General features: G+C 62.9%; 14 protein-coding genes. 7 read left to right on the forward strand and 7 right to left on the reverse strand.

Translation table 11 applies throughout. The annotated features are described in order from the left end of the window. Positions 1-172: 172 nt before the first annotated feature. The 5 genes from L0U82_RS34185 to L0U82_RS34205 all read left to right on the forward strand — a co-directional run bounded on the left by L0U82_RS34185 (position 173) and on the right by L0U82_RS34205 (position 8,168). Complete coding sequence (locus L0U82_RS34185; protein ID WP_233838060.1) at positions 173-844, forward strand: gamma-glutamylcyclotransferase; 672 nt, start codon at positions 173-175, stop codon at positions 842-844. Between the two features lie 34 nt (positions 845-878). Further along, on the forward strand, positions 879-1,874 hold the full coding sequence (locus L0U82_RS34190; RefSeq protein ID WP_233838061.1) for a LysR family transcriptional regulator: 996 nt from the start codon (positions 879-881) through the stop codon (positions 1,872-1,874). A gap of 292 nt (positions 1,875-2,166) precedes the next feature. Continuing rightward, complete coding sequence (locus L0U82_RS34195) at positions 2,167-3,342, forward strand: efflux RND transporter periplasmic adaptor subunit (RefSeq protein ID WP_233838062.1); 1,176 nt, start codon at positions 2,167-2,169, stop codon at positions 3,340-3,342. Positions 3,343-3,376: 34 nt separating this feature from the next. After that, complete coding sequence (locus tag L0U82_RS34200; RefSeq protein ID WP_233838063.1) at positions 3,377-6,649, forward strand: efflux RND transporter permease subunit; 3,273 nt, start codon at positions 3,377-3,379, stop codon at positions 6,647-6,649. A gap of 10 nt (positions 6,650-6,659) precedes the next feature. Further along, a complete protein-coding gene (locus L0U82_RS34205) occupies positions 6,660-8,168 on the forward strand; it encodes an efflux transporter outer membrane subunit (RefSeq protein WP_233838064.1) in 1,509 nt (502 codons plus the stop codon). Positions 8,169-8,273: 105 nt separating this feature from the next. Here the strand turns inward: L0U82_RS34205 and L0U82_RS34210 are convergent, their stop codons facing one another. After that, positions 8,274-9,185: a LysR family transcriptional regulator gene (locus L0U82_RS34210; protein ID WP_233838065.1), complete on the reverse strand. Its 912-nt coding sequence runs from the start codon at positions 9,183-9,185 to the stop codon at positions 8,274-8,276. A gap of 369 nt (positions 9,186-9,554) precedes the next feature. On the opposite strand from L0U82_RS34210, the gene L0U82_RS34215 reads away from it, so the two are divergent. Both L0U82_RS34215 and L0U82_RS34220 read left to right on the forward strand, forming a co-directional pair. Next, positions 9,555-10,196 carry a glutathione S-transferase family protein gene (locus tag L0U82_RS34215; protein ID WP_233838066.1) on the forward strand — a complete coding sequence of 214 codons (642 nt, stop codon included), beginning with the start codon at positions 9,555-9,557 and terminating at the stop codon, positions 10,194-10,196. 180 nt (positions 10,197-10,376) lie between these two features. Further along, entirely contained in the window at positions 10,377-10,670 is a 294-nt protein-coding gene (locus L0U82_RS34220; protein WP_233838067.1) for a GYD domain-containing protein, read from the forward strand. Positions 10,671-10,790: 120 nt separating this feature from the next. Here the strand turns inward: L0U82_RS34220 and L0U82_RS34225 are convergent, their stop codons facing one another. The 6 genes from L0U82_RS34225 to L0U82_RS34250 all read right to left on the reverse strand — a co-directional run bounded on the left by L0U82_RS34225 (position 10,791) and on the right by L0U82_RS34250 (position 17,808). Further along, entirely contained in the window at positions 10,791-11,600 is an 810-nt protein-coding gene (locus L0U82_RS34225; protein WP_233838068.1) for an ATP-binding cassette domain-containing protein, read from the reverse strand. Then, positions 11,600-12,610: an ABC transporter permease gene (locus tag L0U82_RS34230; protein WP_233838069.1), complete on the reverse strand. Its 1,011-nt coding sequence runs from the start codon at positions 12,608-12,610 to the stop codon at positions 11,600-11,602. Before L0U82_RS34230 ends, L0U82_RS34225 begins: the two co-directional genes overlap by 1 nt. After that, entirely contained in the window at positions 12,611-13,720 is a 1,110-nt protein-coding gene (locus L0U82_RS34235) for a sugar ABC transporter substrate-binding protein (protein ID WP_233838070.1), read from the reverse strand. 431 nt (positions 13,721-14,151) lie between these two features. Beyond that, positions 14,152-14,961 carry an alpha/beta fold hydrolase gene (locus tag L0U82_RS34240; RefSeq protein ID WP_233838071.1) on the reverse strand — a complete coding sequence of 270 codons (810 nt, stop codon included), beginning with the start codon at positions 14,959-14,961 and terminating at the stop codon, positions 14,152-14,154. Between the two features lie 110 nt (positions 14,962-15,071). After that, entirely contained in the window at positions 15,072-17,303 is a 2,232-nt protein-coding gene (locus tag L0U82_RS34245; protein WP_233838072.1) for a TOMM precursor leader peptide-binding protein, read from the reverse strand. A gap of 151 nt (positions 17,304-17,454) precedes the next feature. Continuing rightward, positions 17,455-17,808 (reverse strand): BMA_0021/BMA_0022 family TOMM bacteriocin, encoded by a 354-nt coding sequence (locus L0U82_RS34250; protein ID WP_233838073.1) that lies wholly within the window; start codon positions 17,806-17,808, stop codon positions 17,455-17,457. Position 17,809: the final 1 nt, after the last annotated feature.

Below are 17,809 nucleotides of genomic sequence, written 5' to 3' on the forward strand. Positions count from 1 at the left end.
CCCCAAGATCCCTAAGGATTGTCTCCGCAACATCAACAAAGCGTCTCCCGGATGCATGTTTATCCGCCACTGACGCACCGCCATACTGCTTCCATGCCTGGAGTCTGAGCGCGCACCGTTCTATCGACGCGCCGGCTCCGGGCGCTTCTGGAACTTTCAATTGGCGGCGTCCATGCTTACAAGACAGGCGATCGACTCGGGCGAATATCTCGACCATTTCGAGTCGCTGCCGAACCTTTGGTCGACGGAGCGCATCGAGCGCTCGCTCGCGGAAACCATCAAATCGAAGCCCGCGCAAACGCGCGATATCTGGATCTTCGCGTACGGCTCGCTGATGTGGAATCCACTCGTGCACTTCGCCGACCGGCAGGTCGCGACGCTGCACGGCTGGCATCGCAGCTTCTGTCTTCACATGCATATCGGCCGCGGCAGTACCGAGACGCCGGGGCGCATGCTCGCGCTCGAAGAAGGCGGTCATACGCATGCTGTCGCACTGAAACTGTCGTCGCCGACGATGGCCGAAGAGCTGAGGCTCGTGTGGATTCGCGAGATGGTGCTGGGTTCGTATCGGCCGTTGTGGGTGCCGATTACGCTGGCCGATGGCGAAACAACGCACGCGATCGCCTTCGTCGCCGAAACGGATGTCGAACAGTACGCGGTCGATTCGCGTGTGTCGACGGTTGCGCCGCTGATCGCGAGTGCCGCGGGACGATTCGGCAGTAACGCCGAGTACCTGTTCAAGCTGCATGCCGCGCTCGACGAGTGCCGCTTGTACGATCCGTATATCGACGCCCTCGCCGGTGAAGTGCAACGGCTGTTGTCGCGCCGCCCGGCAGGCAAATGACGCAAGCCGTCGATGCTTGCGCGGCGTAAACGCAATGGACAAACTTCAGGCGATGCAGGTCTTCACCAAGGTGGTGGAGACCAACAGCTTCTCCGGCGCCGCCGCCGCGCTGGATATGATGCGTTCTTCCGTGACGACCGCGATTCAAGGTCTCGAAGCTCACCTCAAGGTGCGTCTTCTGAACCGCACCACGCGCCGCATCAGTCTGACGCCGGACGGCGCGGCCTATTACGAACGTTGCTTGCGCATTCTTGCCGATGTCGAGGACTCGGAGAATGCGCTTTCCGTGTCCGCGTCTCCACGCGGCAAACTGAAGGTCGAGATGCCGGGTTCGCTAGGCCGGCTGGTTATCGTGCCGGCACTCGATGATTTTCACACCCGCTATCCGGACATCGATCTGATGCTCGGCATCGGCGACAAGGCCGTCGATCTGGTCCAGAGCAGCGTCGACTGTGCGATTCGGATGGGACCGCTACAGGACTCCACGCTCGTTGCCCGGCGAGTGGGCGTGGCGGAGTTCGTCACCGTGGCGAGTCCCGAATATCTGCGCAAGAACGGCACGCCGCAAGTACTGGCCGATCTCGACCGGCATGTCGCGGTCAATTACTTTTCGAGTCGCAGCGGCCGGATCGTCGCGATGGATTTCGTCGTGGACGGCAAGCCTGTTGAAGTGTCGATGCGTTCGAAGCTGGCGGCGAACGATGGCGACGCTTATCTGCAATGCGGCTTGCAGGGCCTTGGCATTATCCAGGTGCCGCATTTCCTCGCGTATTCGCATCTGCAATCGGGCCGCCTCGTCGAAGTGTTGGCGCCATGGCGTCCCATGCCATTTCCGGTGTCGGCCGTTTATCCGCAGAACCGGCATCTGTCGCCACAGGTGCGCGCGTTCATCGATTGGGTCGCGCAACGCTTCGAGCAGTGTGCGTTGCTGAGAACCCATCACGTATCACCCAACGAAATCGCCAATAGCGCGGCACGAACGGCTGCCTGTTTGGCGGCGCAATCGATAGCAGACCCGGCTGTGGTCTGACAGCAAGAGCAGTCAAAACAGCACTTACCGAAACCCCAGCAGCACCATCCACGACCTCATCGTCGTGCGTCTTCTTGCGCTTTGACGCGCACTGCCAGCGCTCGAATTAAAGCGCTTTGATTGTCGCCCGCGAAGCGACAAAGAAACCACCGCCGCCTACTTTATCGCCCCCAGGCCGAAGACGATACTCCCGTCAACGCATCACGCCGACCCAACGCCATCGAGCGATCCGGTGTCCGGCCCGACCTTTGAATCTCTCTGAACGAATCTCTGTAGATAAGGAAGACTAGCTATGTTTAGTCATCGAAAAAGTATTGCCGGTGCGCTTGGCGCGCTGGTCGTGGTGGGCACTGTCGCGGGCATCGGCGTGAGCCGCGGGCACGCGCCGTCGCCCGTCAGTGTGGCGCAGGCAGCCGATATGCCGAGCGCCGCCACGGAAGTCGACGTCGCTACCGTTCTATCGCAAACGATCACCGACTGGCAGAGCTATTCCGGCCGGCTCGAAGCAGTCGATCGTGTCGACGTGCGTCCGCTGGTTTCCGGCACCATCGTCGCGGTGCACTTCAAGGACGGCGCGCTGGTGAAGAAGGGCGACTCGCTGTTTACGATCGATCCGCGTCCGTATGTCGCCGAAGTCGATCGCGCGAGCGCGCAACTTGCGGCCGCGCAGGCACGCGCGAGCTACGCATCGACCGATGCGGCACGCGCCGATCGTCTGCTCGCCGACAACGCGATTGCCAAACGCGATTACGACGAGAAGCAGAACAGCGCACGCGAAGCGGCGGCAGGCGTCAAGGCCGCGCAGGCCGCGCTCGAAGCCGCGCAGATCAACCTCAGCTATACGAACGTCACCGCGCCGGTAGCGGGCCGTGTATCGCGCGCGGAATTGACGGTGGGCAATGTCGTGTCGACCGGCGCAAGCGCGCCGCTGCTGACGACACTGGTTTCGGTGTCGCCGATTTACGTGTCGTTTGATGTCGACGAACAGACGTATCTGCAATACCTCGGCCGCGATCGCAATGCGGCGGTGCCGGTATCGATGGGTCTCGCCAATGAAACGGGCTACTCGCACCAGGGCAAGGTCACGTCGGTCGATAACCGACTCGATACGTCGTCGGGCACGATCCGCGTGCGCGCGAGTATCGACAACGCCGATGGCGCGCTGGTGCCGGGCCTGTATGCGCGCGTGAAAGTCGGCGGCGGCGCAGCGCACCCGGCCATTCTGATCAGCGACGCCGCCATCGGCACCGATCAGGCGAAGAAATACGTGCTGGTCGTCGATGCCGCGGGCAAGGTGCAGTACCGCGAGATCCAGCTCGGCGGCCTTCACGACAATCTGCGCGTCGTCACGTTGGGTTTGAAGCCCGGCGAGCGCATCGTCGTCGATGGTGTTCAGCGCGCCCGTCCGAACGAGACGGTGCGGCCCAACATGGTCGACATGACCGACGCCGCGAAGTCCGCCGCGTAATTCAACACAGAGAATCACGACAGAGAAGCTCATCATGAACATCTCCAGGTATTTTATCGACCGGCCGATTTTCGCCGGCGTGTTATCGGTGGTCATTCTTCTCGCCGGCCTTATCGCGCTGACGAAGCTGCCCACCGCCGAGTATCCCGAAGTGGTGCCGCCGTCGGTCGTGGTGCGCGCGCAATATCCGGGCGCGAATCCGAAGGTGATCGCCGAGACGGTGGCCTCGCCGATCGAAGAGCAGATCAACGGCGTCGAAGACATGCTGTATATGCAATCGCAGGCCAACAGCGACGGCGCGATGACCACCACGGTGACCTTCAAGCTCGGCACCGATCCGGACAAGGCGCAGCAACTGGTGCAGAACCGTGTGGCTCAGGCGATGCCGCGTTTGCCCGAGGATGTGCAGCGGCTCGGCGTCGTCACGGTCAAATCGTCGCCGACGCTGACGATGGGCGTGAACCTGACGTCGCCGAACGGCCGCTATGACCTGACCTATCTGCGCAACTACGCGCTGATCAACATCAAGGACCGGCTTGCGCAGGTGCCGGGCGTTGGTGAAGTCGCGATGTGGGGCGGCGGCGATTACTCGATGCGCGTCTGGCTCGATCCGACTCGCGTCGCGAGCCATAACCTGACGGCCACCGATGTGATCCGCGCGATTCGCGAGCAGAACGTGCAGGTCGCGGCCGGTATCGTCGGCGGCGCGCCGATGACGACGAACGTACCGTTGCAGTTGAGCGTCAATGCTCAAGGACGGCTGAAGACCGAAGACGAGTTCCGCAACATCATCCTGAAGACGGGGCCTGACGGTGCGGTCACGCATCTGGGGGACGTCGCGCGGATCGAAATGGGCGCGGCCGAATACGCGCTGCAGGCAAATCTCGACGGCAAGCCGGCGGTTCAACTGATCATCTTCCAGCAGCCCAATGCCAATTCGCTGCAGATCTCGCAGGACGTGCGTCGTATCACCGCCGAGCTGCAGAAGGACATGCCGGATGGCGTGCAGGCGAAGATCGTCTACGACCCGACCCAGTTCGTTCGCGAGAGTATCGATGCGGTGATCCACACGCTGTTCGAAGCGATCGTGCTCGTCGTGATCGTGGTGATCGCGTTTCTGCAGACGTGGCGTGCTTCGCTGATTCCGCTGGTCGCGGTGCCGGTGTCGATCGTCGGGACCTTTTCGTTGATGCTCGGCTTCGGCTTCTCGATCAACGCGCTATCGCTGTTCGGCATGGTGCTGGCGATCGGCATCGTCGTCGACGATGCAATCGTGGTCGTGGAAAACGTCGAGCGCAATATCGAGGCGGGACTGTCGCCGCTCGAAGCATCGTACGAAGCGATGCGCGAGGTCAGCGGGCCGATCATCGCGATTGCGCTGACGCTGGTGGCCGTGTTCGTGCCGCTCGCGTTCATGAGCGGCCTGACCGGGCAGTTCTACAAGCAGTTCGCGATGACGATTGCGATTTCGACCGTCATCTCCGCGTTCAACTCGCTGACCTTGTCGCCTGCGCTGGCGGCCGTGCTGCTGAAAAGTCACCATGCGCCGAAGGACTGGCTCACGCGCATTATCGACCGCATTCTCGGGCCGTTCTTCAAGATCTTCAACAAGGTGTTCAGCCGCGGCTCCGAGGGTTACGGCAAGGGCATTAGCGGCGTGATCAACCGCAAGATGGCGATGATGGTCGTGTACGGCGTGCTGCTTGGCGCGACCGTGCTGTTCGGCAAGATCGTGCCGGGTGGCTTCGTGCCCGCGCAAGACAAGGACTATCTCGTCAGCATCGTGCAGTTGCCGCCGGGTGCGTCGCTCGATCGGACCGCGAAGGTTGTGCACGAGATGGGTGAGATTGCGCGTCGTCAGCCCGGTGTCGAACATACGCCGGAGTTTCCGGGCCTGAACGTGACCGGCCTGATGAACTCGTCGAGCAGCGGCCTCGTGTTTCCGGTGATGAGCCCGTCGAAGTATCGCGACAAGAGCGAATCGGCGGCGACCATCGTCGGCAACCTGCAGAAGGAATATGGCGGTATCAAGGGCGCCGCGATTGCGACGTTCCCGCCGCCGCCGGTGTCGGGTCTCGGCACGATCGGCGGCTTCAAGCTGCAGATCGAGGACCGTGGCGCGCTCGGTTATGAAGCGTTGAACAAGGCCGTGCAGGCATTCCTTGCAGCCGCAAGTAAGGCGCCCGAACTCGGGCCGTCGTTCTCGAGCTATCAGATCAACGTGCCGCAACTGAACGTCGAACTGGACCGTGAGAAGGCCAAGCAGCTCGGTGTCAGCGTGACGGATGTGTTCGACACGATGCAGATCTATCTCGGCTCACTGTACGTGAACGACTTCAACAAGTTCGGCCGCGTGTATCAGGTACGAGCCCAGGCAGACGCGCCGTTTCGCGCATCGGCGGAAAGCATCCTCGAACTGAAGACACGCAATGCCACCGGCGACATGGTGCCGCTGTCATCGCTCGTCAAAGTCACGCCGACGTTCGGGCCGGAAACGGTGATTCGCTACAACGGCTTTCTTGCCGCCGATATCAACGGTGGTCCGGCGCCCGGCTATTCGTCGGGTCAGGCGATGGCGGCCGTCGAGCGGATTGCGGCGCAAACCTTGCCGCGCGGCATCAAGTTCGAATGGACCGACCTCACGTATCAACAGATTCTGGCCGGCAATGCCGCGCTGTGGGTGTTTCCGATCAGCGTGCTGCTGGTGTTCCTCGTGCTTGCGGCGATGTACGAAAGCCTGACGTTGCCGCTCGCGATTCTGCTGATCGTGCCGATGAGCATTCTGTCCGCGCTGTTCGGTGTATGGCTCACGCGAGGCGATAACAACATCTTCACGCAGATCGGTTTGATGGTGCTGGTGGGCCTGTCGGCGAAGAACGCGATCCTGATCGTCGAATTCGCACGCGAACTGGAAATGCAGGGCCGCTCTATCGTGCGAGCCGCGATCGAGGCTTCACGTCTGCGGCTGCGTCCGATCCTGATGACGTCGATCGCTTTCATCATGGGCGTCGTGCCGTTGGTGATCTCGACCGGCGCCGGTTCGGAGATGCGTCGCGCGATGGGTATCGCGGTGTTTTTCGGCATGTTGGGCGTCACGTTCTTCGGTCTGTTGCTGACGCCGGTGTTTTACGTGCTGCTGCGCAAGCTCGCCGGCGGCAAGCAGTTGAAGGACAGGCATGGTCGCGAGCCGCATATTCATGGCCCGGATGACGGCGATTCCGAAGCAGGCGGCGCGGCTGATTCGCGCGACGCAAGCGTCACGCCGTCGCCGCAACCCAAGGAGCCGGAAACGGCGTTGCAGGACTAAGGAGAACATCATGAAACGATGGTTTTCGATTAAACGCGCGTTCACCGGTTCGGTTCTGCTGGGCACATTGCTGGTGCTTGCAGGATGTTCGCTTGCGCCTGCCTATCAAGTACCGGCCGCGCCGACTGCGGCCACCTTCAAGGAGGCGCCGCAAACGCCGTCCGCGGACCAAACAGGCGCATGGAAAACCGCGCAGCCGTCCGAAGAGGTCGCGCGGGGCGAGTGGTGGACCGTGTTCGGCGATGCCACGCTGAACGATCTCGAGCACCGTGCGATCGACGCGAACCAGAACCTGAAGGCCGCGGCCGCGCGTGTGAAGGAAGCGCGCGCAATGAACCAGGCGGCGCGCGCAGGGTTCTTTCCGTCGCTCGATGCAGGCTTTGGCCCGACGCGCGAACGGGTGTCGGCGGCGTCGCTCTTTCAGCCCGACGGCACCAACGTGCCGACGCAGACGTTCTGGCGCGCGCAGGCAAGCGCTTCCTATGAGGTGGATCTGTTCGGCCGCGTTGCCTCGACGGTCGATGCCGCGCGCGCCGATACGCAGCGCAATGAAGCGTTGTACCGCTCGGTGTTGCTCGCGCTGCAAGCCGACGTCGCGCAGAACTATTTCGCGCTGCGCGAGTTGGACGCGGAAGCGGCGGTCATCGCACAGGCTGTTCAGTTGCGGCAGCAGGCACTCAAACTCGTGAAGCGCCGCTACACCGAGGGCGAGATCACCGAACTCGACGTGTCGCGCGCCACCGCCGAACTGGCGACCGCGCAGTCCGACGCGATGACCGTGCAACGCTTGCGCGCGGTGTCCGAACACAGCCTCGCGGTGCTGCTCGGCAACACGCCGGCGGAATTCTCGCTCGCCCCCGATCCGCTCAAGCCGGTGGACCTGCGTATTCCACCGGGACTGCCGTCGTCGCTGCTGGAGCGCCGCCCTGATGTTGCTGCCGCGGAACGCGCGATGGCCGCGGCCAATGCGCGGATCGGCGTGGCCAAGGCCGCGTTCTTTCCATCGCTGACTTTGACAGGCACCGGCGGCTTCGAGTCGGCGACGCTCGGCGATCTGTTCAAGTGGAGCAGCCGCGCATTTCTGCTGGGGCCGTTGGCGGGCACCGCGCTGAACATTCCGATCTTCGACGGCGGACGCCGCAAGGGCAATCTGGCGAATGCACGCGCTGTCTACGAGGAAGATGCGGCGGACTATCGGCAGCAGGTACTGGTCGCGTTTCGCGAGGTCGAAGACAACCTGTCGGACCTGCGCATTCTGGAAGCGCAGACGTCGACGCAGAACGACGCGGTGAAGGCGTCGCAACGCGCGGCCGATCTGTCTCGTGTGCAGTATGAAGAGGGCGCGGTGAACTATCTCGACGTCATCGACGCACAGCGTACAGTGCTGCAGGCGCAGCGTATCGCGGTCCAGTTGCAGGGTGTGCAGGCCGCGTCGACGGTGAATCTGATTCGCGCGCTTGGCGGCGGATGGGGTGATGTCGTACCGCAACCTGCTCAACTGGCGGCGGCGCAGAAGTAATCGAACGCTGTTTGTCCGGGCGTAAAAGAGGCCCATCCGATGATGCATCGGATGGGCCTCGTTATTTGGGGCGTGCGCCGCGCTTTGCAGCGTCGGGCGGGCTGCTTAGCCCGCAGTCTTTTGCAGCGTGTCGGCCAGATGATTGACCACCGCACGGGTTTTCGCGGCCATCTTCTGACCCAACGAAATAATCGCGTGGACCGGCGGCCCATCGGTGTCGGCCTCGGGCAGCAGATGCACGAGTCTTCCCGCCTGGACATGCGGCAGCGCGACGCGGTCGAGAATCTGCGTAACGCCGAAGCCCGCAATCGCCGCTTCGACCAGCGCCTGACCGTCCGCAAGCACCAGTACTGGCGACGGCGCCAGCTCGCGAATATGCGTGCCGTCCCGTACTGTCCACGCACGCAGTCGTCCGGTGGGCCCACGGAACACCACCGCGTCATGCTCGGCCAGTTCGGCGAGCGATGTGATGTTGCCGCGCCGCTGCAGATAATCCGGCGATGCATACAAACCAAGGCGCAGGTCGCACAGTTTGCGCACGGTCAGCTCGCTATCCTGCGGCAGCACGCCGATCCGCACGACGACGTCCCAGCCTTCGCCAATCGCGTCCGACATCCGGTCGGTCAGCGCGACTTCGAGCGTCAGTTTCGGATAGCGCTCGCGTAAGCCGACGAAGCTCGGCAGCAGCAGCCGGCCAAAGCCGGCCGGCAGATCGATCTTGACGCGTCCCGCGGGCTCCGAGCGCCGTGCCGCGAGTTGCTGTTCCGCGTCGCGCAGTCCGTCGAGCGCATCCTGCGCGGCGGCCAGATAGGTTTCGCCATCCTCGGTGAGCCGCACCGCGCGCGTGGTGCGCTGAAAGAGCTTCGTGCCGAGCCGCGTTTCCAGTCGTTGCACGGCCTTGCCGACGTTCGACTTGCTGCTGCCGAGGTCTTCGGCGGCGCGGGTAAAGCTGCCGGTCTGCGCGACGGCGACGAATACCGCGATCTCGGCCATCGGTGCATCAACGCGTTCGCTCATTTCTCAATCCGTTCGGAAATAGGGAAAAAAGCCGTCTTATCGGAGACGGCCTATCGTACAGGCGATTCTGACGACCGCGACATCGCCAATAAACGGCACCCGCGTGTTCACAGCGTCGCTCTGAAAGCGACAATCGGCTTTTCAGCCAGTTTTTCAGCCAGATTCTCAGCCATTGGGGTAGAGCGATTCGAGCCTTCTGACGCGCGACGATTGTCGCCGTGAACACGACAGAGCGACTCCCCGAGCGGTGTTTATCGCACGAGTGAATCCCGCAATACTTGATTCCAACGGTGCACGACTTCTTCCCCTCCAGCGGTTTTACGGGCACCCGCGAACGATCCGATATTCACTTTACCGAAAGGCACTCCGATGAAACTCTATATTGCTCAAGCGACATGTTCCCTCGCGGTTCAGGCCGTATTCAACGAATTGGGCCTGTCCGCCGAACTGGTGCACTACGACGTATTCGGCAAGACCACGACCGACAACATCAGCTTCGCGAACGTCAATCCGCTCGCTTACGTGCCGGTGCTCGAACTCGATAGCGGAGATCACGAACGGCTCACCGAAACCATCGTCATTGCCGCGTATCTGGCCGATCGCCATCCGCAGTCGGGGCTGATCCCCGCGCACGGCACGCTGGAGCGCGTCAGGATGGACCAGTTGCTGACGTTTATCGCCACCGAAATCGCGCAGAAGCACATTCCGCTGATGCGCAAACTGATGACGCCGGAAGGCATCGCATTCACGACCAACAAGCTGCTGAACGCGTACGCGTCACTCGATGCGCGTCTGGCCGATGGCCGCGCGTATCTGACCGGCGAGCAATTCACGGTCGCGGACGCGTATGTGTGGGCAACGATGTGGCACGAGCGCTCCGGCGTGAAGCTCGACCATTTGAAGCATCTGATGGCTTACATCGCGCGCATCGAAGCGCGTCCTTCGGTACAGAAGGCGCTGAAAGACGAAGCCGAGGTGGTGCGCCAGCATCAGGAGCAACTGGCGGTCTGAGCAGCCGGCTAGCACGAGCCGGCCATTGGGCATCAGAAAATGGCGGTGCCCCCGTTACCTGATTGCCTACACTCGGATTACGCGCAGACGGCTGGCGGGCACCGCCGTCTGCAATACCGCTTCGCTTGTCCGGCCTGCGCGCGTGAATGTCATCTCGTCCTATTCGTAAGGGGAATCATCATGATGACGTATGTGGTTCTTGCGCAATTCACCGACCAGGGCATCCGCGCGGTCAAGAACAGCCCGCAACGCGCGACCCAGGCGGCCGAACTCGCCAGATCGTTTGGCTGCGAAATGAAGCAGATCTACTGGACGTTGGGCGGATATGACCTCGTCACGGTCATCGAAGCGGCCGACGAGCAAAGCTTCATGTCGTTCGGTTGCGCGCTCGGCTCCGCGGGCAACATTCGCACGCAAACGCTGCGCGCCTTTACCAAGGATGAATTCAGCGCGGTCGTCGGCAAAATTTCATAAACGCCCCACTACAGGCGGCGCGTTTAATCGCGAAATGCAGCGACGATGCAAATGGTAAACGGTGAAGCGTCCGGGCGGCTGGTGTTATCCACCCGGACGTTGCATTGATCGATGCGCTTACTACGCACCGGCGGTGCGCATCGCCCGGTATTCGCGCCGCACGATATCCATCAACTCCGCCACCGAAGTCAGCGCGCTCTTCTGTTCATAGGTCACGCGGCCGCGCTGCATCAGCATGATGCGATCGGCGATATCGAGCGTCTGTGCATAGTTGTGCATGATCATGATGATCGACAGACCGCCTTTCTCCTTCAGGCGCATCAGCAGATCGATGATCAGCCCCGCCTCGCGCGCGCCCATCGCGGCGAGCGGTTCGTCCAGCAGCAGAATCTTCGCGTTGGAATGCACGGCGCGCGCCACCGCGATCGCCTGGCGCTGGCCGCCCGACAGACGTTCCACCGGCAAATCGACCGAAGGCACATGCACGCCGATGTCGTCGAGGCATTGCGCGGCGCGCTCGCGCATCTGCTTGTGGTCGAGCAGCCTGAACGGCCCGCGCCGGACGATCTCGCGATTCAGGAACATGTTGTGGTAAATGCTCAACGAATTCGCGAGCGCGAGATCCTGATACACGCATTCGATACCGAGCGAACGCGCATGATCGACCGAGCGCAGCAGCGTCTCCTGACCGTCGATATGCAGCGTGCCGCCGGTTTGCTGGTGATAGCCGGTGAGAATCTTCACGAGCGTCGACTTGCCCGCGCCGTTGTCGCCGAGTATGCCGAGAATTTCGCCCTTGCCGAGCGTCAGCGACACGCCGTCGAGCGCGGTCACCGCGCCGAAACGTTTGACGAGGCTATCGCCGCGCAGCGCGAGCGGCGCATCGGCGGTGGCATGCACGCTGGGCGACGCGCTTTGCGATTCGTCCATCAGCGCGCTCCCTTGCGGCGAATACGGCCTACGTGGATGTTGAAAATCATCGCCGCCAGAATCGCGGCGCCGAGAATGATGTTGAACGTGAACGCGTTGATGCCGATCAGCGTGAAGCCGTCGTTCAGAATGCCGAGCACCGCCGCGCCGATCAGCCCGCCGACGATCGTGCCCGAGCCGCCGGTCAGCGGCGTGCCGCCGATCACGGCAGCCGCCACCGCGAGGAACATGATCTGGTTGCCGCCCGCCTGCGGATCGATCGATGTAATGCGGAAGGCTTCGAGGATGCCGGTAAAGCCCGCGAGCACCGCGGCGATGATGAAGTTGCCGAGGCGCAGCCGGTTCACATGGATACCGGCTTCGCTCGCGCCGATCGGATTCGCGCCCGCGGCCTGCGTATGCAGACCCCAGCGCGTATGCCGCAGCAGCACGTGCATCGCGAACGCGATCGCGAAAGTCCAGATGATCTCGCTGTAGCCCCACGCGCCCATGACTGCGGAGAACATCGGCGACCCCGGTGTGGGGGCCGGCGTGCCGCGCGACACGGTCAGCGTGATGCCGTTGATCAGAAACAGTGTGCCGAGCGTCGTGACGAACGATGGCAGCCGCAGCCACACCGTTACCGCGCCGTTGACGAAGCCGATCAGCGCCGCCGCTACCAGGCCAGCGACCACTGCGAGCCACATCGGCGCGCCCGCGTCGCTGGCAAACACCATCATGAAGGGTGCGAACGCGAACACCATGCCCGCCGACAGATCGATGTCGCCGCCGATCATCAGCATGATCTCGCCGAACGCAATGATCGCCACCGGCGCGATGAACTGCGACAGGTTCATGAGACTCGCGTTGGTGAGCAGGAAATCGCGGTTCGCGAATTCGAAGTAGGCGGCCAGCAGCACGGCCACGAGCAGAATGCGTAGCTCGGCCGCCCAGTGCGATGCGAATGAAACGCCCGCGCGCCGGGGCGCGCGGGCTGCTTCGACCTTGCCGGTTTCGTTCACTGTGTTCATTTACGACTTGATTGCGCCCTGCATCGGGACGATTTGCGGCTTGGTGGTCTTGCCTTCATAACGCGTCGACGTATTCAGATACGGCTCGACGGTATCTTTCGTGACGAATTTCAGACCCGTGTTGGTATCCGCCGGGCCGACGAGGCCGCCGGAGGCCAGCGTCACGAACGCCTGCATCACCGTATAGAAGCCCTGTACGTACGGTTGCTGGTCGATCGTGAAGTCGAGGAAGCCTTCGTGAATCAGCTGCACCGTGGTCGGCAGTAGATCGAAGCCGCCGCCGTGCACGCCTTTGGACGGCAGGTTCGATTCCTTCATCACCTGCGCGACGCCTTGCGTGCTGCCCGCGTCGACCGCGAACATGCCTTTCAGGTCCTGGTGGCCGAGATAGAACGACTTGATCTTCGACAACTCTTCGTTGACGGTTGCGCCGGTCGCCACGGTCTGGATGTCGATCTTCTTGCCGGACTTCTTGATTGCATCGCTCGCGCCGTCCAGACGCGGCTGAATGTTCAACTGCCCCGGCGTCGCGATGAACAGCGCGACCATGCCGCTGTCGATCAGACTCACGATGCGCTCGCCCATCTGATAGCCGGACAGATACAGATCCTGGCCGATATAGGCGAGGCGCGGATTCTTTTTGCCGCGCGGCGCGTCGGCGTTATAAGCGAACACCGGAATGCCGGCGTCGAGCGCGGCCTGGATCGGTTTGTCGAAGGCGCTCGGATCGACGATCGGCACGGCGATCGCGTCGGCTTTCGCGGCAATCGCCGAGTTCACCGCGCGGACCATTTCACCCGCGTCGGACGTGGCCGAGCCGGTCCACTGATAGTCCATGCCGAGCAGCGAGCACGCATCCTGAATGCCGTATTGCGTGGGCACGAAAAACGGGTTGGTGGTGACGTGATTGACGAACACGATCTTCCACTTCTTGTGCGACGGGAAAGCCGCCTCCGCCGCCTGCGCGCTGCTGATCAGTCCGCCGGTGCCGCCTAGCGCGCCCATCAGCGAAAGCGCCGCGCCCAATCCCGCGCCTTGCATCAGCCCGCGCCGTCCTGCATTGAAACTGTTGTTGCCGTGTTCCTGGTCGTCATCCCGTTGCTGTGCCATCTCTTCCTCGCTCTTTTCTTCGTTGGTCGATGTGGTCGACGTTGAGTCGATCGCGTGCAGATGCTGGACGGCACCGAGAGTGCGCTGGGCAGCGCGGGACTAGGGCATGGAGACGTGCAACCCCGATTTGAATGCGCTCGATGTGCGCCGTGCGGTACCGAAAAAAATGTTAATGCAACGTGCTTGCCGCTCCTAATACCTGTATACCCCTAACTAGTCGGACTATTTGAGTGCGCGAGTTACGAATACCCGATTATTGGGAAAAATGGCCCGAAGCGCGAAGCGCGAAGCGAGGGCAGCAATCGCGGTTGATATTCGGCCATTGCAAGTGCTGTTTGAAAGAGAACTGGGTGCGCGCGCATGCATCGCTGATGCACGCCGAATATCACGCAATGGCAGACGTCGGCGGAAAGACGTTCGATGTCGCCTTACTAACAGGCGACTATGGATTTCAGAAAGGCCTTCACTACTACCGCGAGGCGGCCGGGGTGGTCATAGGGAAGACCGTGGCCCGCATCGCGAATCTGTTCGATCCGCACGCGCGGGTTCAGCCTTTGCAATTCGCTGGCCACTTCATGCGACACGACGGCGCCTGCGCCGGTATCGCCGATCACAAGCAGAATCGGCACGCGAATTGCGCTCACCAGTTGGCGATAGTCGGGGTTCGGCGGCGTGAGCACATCGAATGCAGGCATCCGCGTTTGCAATCTCGCGTCGACCTGCAGTTCGACGATCTCAGCCGAGCGGCGCGGGTGGCGACGACGCGCATCGGCCAGTACGGTGTCCTTGTTCTGGCCGAGCACGCGGCGATGTTGTTCGGCGACATCGCTGTCGCTTACTTCACGTTGGCGCTCGGGGCTCAGAAAGGTCGGATCGACGAGGATAACGCCGCCGATGTCCGTGCCGAATCTGCTCGCGACTACGGCCGCCGTCATGCCCCCCATCGAGTGGCCCAGCAGAATCGGCGCGGCGAGTTCGAGTTGTTTGATGACGGCGACGACGTCGCTCGCGTGATCGTCGTATCGATAGCCGGACAGCGGTGCCGTCGATTTGCCGTGACCCCTGGCATCGGGCATCACCACGCCGAATTCGCTTTCAAGCGAGCGTGCCAGTGGCGTCCAGCAGGCTCCGTTTGCCATAAGTCCGTGAAGTAGTACCACGGGCGGTAGCGCGCGTCCGGTTCTCAGATAGTGGATGTCCGCGCCGTCGGCCTCGCAGACACCCGTCGTCCAGTTCGTCATTGATTGGATTGCTTCGAGCAAAGGTCAGTGGAGTAGGCGGCCATTATGCGGCACCACTTCGACTGCCATTTCTTCGCGGGGATACGTTGGGCGCGACGTCTCGTATCGGCTCACAGAAACAGCAGCACCTGATTAAGCTCCGCTTCATCGCGTGCCTGCGCGATCCAGCCTTGCTCGACCGGTACCGAATACAAGCGCGGTGCGCCGAATCGCGGCCAGAAGTGACACAGGCCCGGCACGATGACCTGCACGACCGATAAGCCGATATCGGGCCGCGTCTTGTCGACGACGAGCGTGTCGAGTCCCGCCGCTCCAATCTGCCCGGTGACGTAAGCGATGGCATCGCCGAGCGTACCTTCGGCGGTATGCCTCCATGCCGGCGCGCTCGTTTCGGCGGCGCCTTGCGCCGGATACAGGAAACGCGTCGACGACAGCCGCGCGTGATCCCACGGAGGCGGTCCGTCCGCCGACACGTCGAGCAGCTGATTGACCTCGGTCAGCGCGCGTTGCACGGCAATCCGGTAGTCGGGATGACAGCCGAAGCCGATCGAAAAACGCGGGCCGTCCGCACGCGCCTGCGAGCACTCGGCAAGCGCGACGATCGTCGGGATGCGCAGGTCGTGTGTGATGTCGAGCGCCCATAGACGCCAGCCCATTGCGTCATATTCGGCCCGTAGCGCGTCGAAGTACGGATCGGCGAAGCCCGCGAGATCGACGCCCGGACGTTCGATCTGGTTGTACCACCAGATCGCGGCCGCATCGCGTTCGACCAGTTCGAGCAGCCCCTGCAGGATCGCCTCGTCGATACACGATCCGGCCGCGCTGCCGTTTGGATTGTGGATGCAGAAGAACGGCTCGCCGCGCTCCGGCACATCCGCATAGCAGTAGGTGAGCGGCACCCAGTGACGCCGGCCCGTTGCAAGCGACCACGCCGGTGTCCAGTCGATCGCAACATCCGGCGCGAAACGTTGCGGCACCTGTTTGCGGATGTCATCGGTGCGCGCGTTGATCACGTCGCGCTGTTCGAACTGCCTGTCGCTGAACTGCTGCAACGCGTTCACGTGAATCGCGCCGTCGGCGTCCAGCTCGCCGAAGCTCGCGCGCGTCGTGGCTTCGTCGCCCTGATATTCGCCGCTGAAGCGTTCGAGTGTTTCGCACAGGGCGCTCACGCGCGCCTGTTCGTCGGTGCGGCCCTTGCCCGAACAGATCCTGTCGAAGCGGTTGCTGCGCGGCACCGCGCCCGGACACGTCAGATAGCCCGCAACGTAAACTTTGCGCATCCCCGCATGACGCCCGGGCATCGGATGCAGATAGGCGACCGCGCCGCTGACCGGCGAGATCAGATGCTGGTAGCGCTGAAACACCTGCTGAGGATCTGCGCTGCGATAACCACCGTCACCGTGGACGGTCGCCGGCGACGCCGACAATTGCGGTGCCCGTTGCGCCTGTTCGTGCATCCAGTGCGGATTGCCGCAGCGCGGACATTGCGGCCGGCGTACGACGCGATGCGTCGTTGTCGCGAGCGTATCGAGCCGCACTGCGAGCAGATGCGAGCGCGCGTGTCGCCAGCGCTCATCGCTGACGACCAGCCGTTCGACGAACGCGGCGGCGAGCGCGGCGACCACGCCGAGCCCGGCGCGCGAATGCGCGGGCGGAAGCCGCGTCGAATCGGGCTCGTGATAACGGCCGAGCAGCGCCTCGACCGGCCGGTTGCGCGCGGTCCAGTAGCGCACGCATTCAATGCAAGGACCGTCTTGCGCGGGTGACGCGAACAGCGGCCCCAACATCGGCTGCGCGCCCTCCTGCACGACAGTCAGCACCGCATCGCCGCGTGCCGTGATGCGCGCGACGGCTTCGCTCAGTTCGACCCGGTCGTAAGAATCGCAGACGGCGATCGTGAACGGCGCATCCGCGTCGTCGGTGACGGCGATGCCGCAGTCCGACAGCGCGCGCCGCAGCGGTACGGCCGGCGTGCCGAAGGCAAGGACCGCGACGCGTAACTGCGCAACGCGTGCGCGCGCCGCGTCGCCATCGACGCCGGTACGCTCGAAAAAGCCGCGCGCGGGATCGTGTTCGTCGGGCTCGTCGGTGCGCAAACAACCTTTCTGCACGAGCCGGTCGAGCGCCGCCAGCACCTGCCATTCGGAGAACTCCTGCGACAGCGCGGCGAAGATTCGCGCGATCGTCATCCGTTCGCGCACGCAGGCGGCGATCCGCACATAGACCGCGCCCGACAGCATCGTGCGCGCGAATTCGTCGACGATGAAAAGCGTGTCCGGACCCGCGTCGAGTATCAGCAGATGCGGCTTGAAGCGCAGTGTGCGCGTAAAGTCGTCGAGCATGAGAGAGGCCACGGATGTTGAGTGGCAGAAGAAAACAACGTACGAGAACAGCACGCCCGGCGCATCGCATCGCGAACGCCGGCCGGCGCGCAGTCAGGCATGCAGTCAGGCACAACGCGCCGGCCGGCTTCATACGCGTCGCGTGGACGCGTCAGCAGCAGGTGAACAGGTAGCTTGGCCCCGCATCGTTATAGACCGACAGCGCGACCGCTTCTTCGTCGCTCGGCAGCGGTCGTGCCGGAATGCCGAACGTCATCGCGTTCTGCGGCAGACGCCAGCGTTGCGTGTTCGCGTTCCAGCCGAAGTCCGGATCCGGCTCGGTGATCTTCAGGTCCAGCAGCCACGGACATTGATAGTCGAAATAGCGGCCGAGCGCGTCGAACGGATTGCTCAGCAGCGCCTGTTTGAATTCCGGATCCTTCCACGAGAGCGCGATCGCGCGCAGATAAACCTCCTGAAACGCCAGCATCGATTCCAGGGTGGGAACGGTATTGTTCAGTGCCATG

The organism is Paraburkholderia sp. ZP32-5, assembly GCF_021390495.1.
Classification (GTDB): Bacteria; Pseudomonadota; Gammaproteobacteria; order Burkholderiales; family Burkholderiaceae; genus Paraburkholderia.

What these genes read in the sequence shown, in the direction of transcription:
- L0U82_RS34235 (WP_233838070.1), bottom strand. Translation starts at nt 13,720, where the DNA reads ATGGCACAGCAACGGGATGACGACCAGGAACACGGCAACAACAGTTTC.
- L0U82_RS34225 (WP_233838068.1), bottom strand. Translation starts at nt 11,600, where the DNA reads ATGGACGAATCGCAAAGCGCGTCGCCCAGCGTGCATGCCACCGCCGAT.
- L0U82_RS34185 (WP_233838060.1), top strand. Translation starts at nt 173, where the DNA reads ATGCTTACAAGACAGGCGATCGACTCGGGCGAATATCTCGACCATTTC.
- L0U82_RS34205 (WP_233838064.1), top strand. Translation starts at nt 6,660, where the DNA reads ATGAAACGATGGTTTTCGATTAAACGCGCGTTCACCGGTTCGGTTCTG.
- L0U82_RS34245 (WP_233838072.1), bottom strand. Translation starts at nt 17,303, where the DNA reads ATGCTCGACGACTTTACGCGCACACTGCGCTTCAAGCCGCATCTGCTG.
- L0U82_RS34240 (WP_233838071.1), bottom strand. Translation starts at nt 14,961, where the DNA reads ATGACGAACTGGACGACGGGTGTCTGCGAGGCCGACGGCGCGGACATC.
- L0U82_RS34195 (WP_233838062.1), top strand. Translation starts at nt 2,167, where the DNA reads ATGTTTAGTCATCGAAAAAGTATTGCCGGTGCGCTTGGCGCGCTGGTC.
- L0U82_RS34190 (WP_233838061.1), top strand. Translation starts at nt 879, where the DNA reads ATGGACAAACTTCAGGCGATGCAGGTCTTCACCAAGGTGGTGGAGACC.
- L0U82_RS34215 (WP_233838066.1), top strand. Translation starts at nt 9,555, where the DNA reads ATGAAACTCTATATTGCTCAAGCGACATGTTCCCTCGCGGTTCAGGCC.
- L0U82_RS34250 (WP_233838073.1), bottom strand. Translation starts at nt 17,808, where the DNA reads ATGGCACTGAACAATACCGTTCCCACCCTGGAATCGATGCTGGCGTTT.
- L0U82_RS34220 (WP_233838067.1), top strand. Translation starts at nt 10,377, where the DNA reads ATGATGACGTATGTGGTTCTTGCGCAATTCACCGACCAGGGCATCCGC.
- L0U82_RS34230 (WP_233838069.1), bottom strand. Translation starts at nt 12,610, where the DNA reads ATGAACACAGTGAACGAAACCGGCAAGGTCGAAGCAGCCCGCGCGCCC.
- L0U82_RS34200 (WP_233838063.1), top strand. Translation starts at nt 3,377, where the DNA reads ATGAACATCTCCAGGTATTTTATCGACCGGCCGATTTTCGCCGGCGTG.
- L0U82_RS34210 (WP_233838065.1), bottom strand. Translation starts at nt 9,185, where the DNA reads ATGAGCGAACGCGTTGATGCACCGATGGCCGAGATCGCGGTATTCGTC.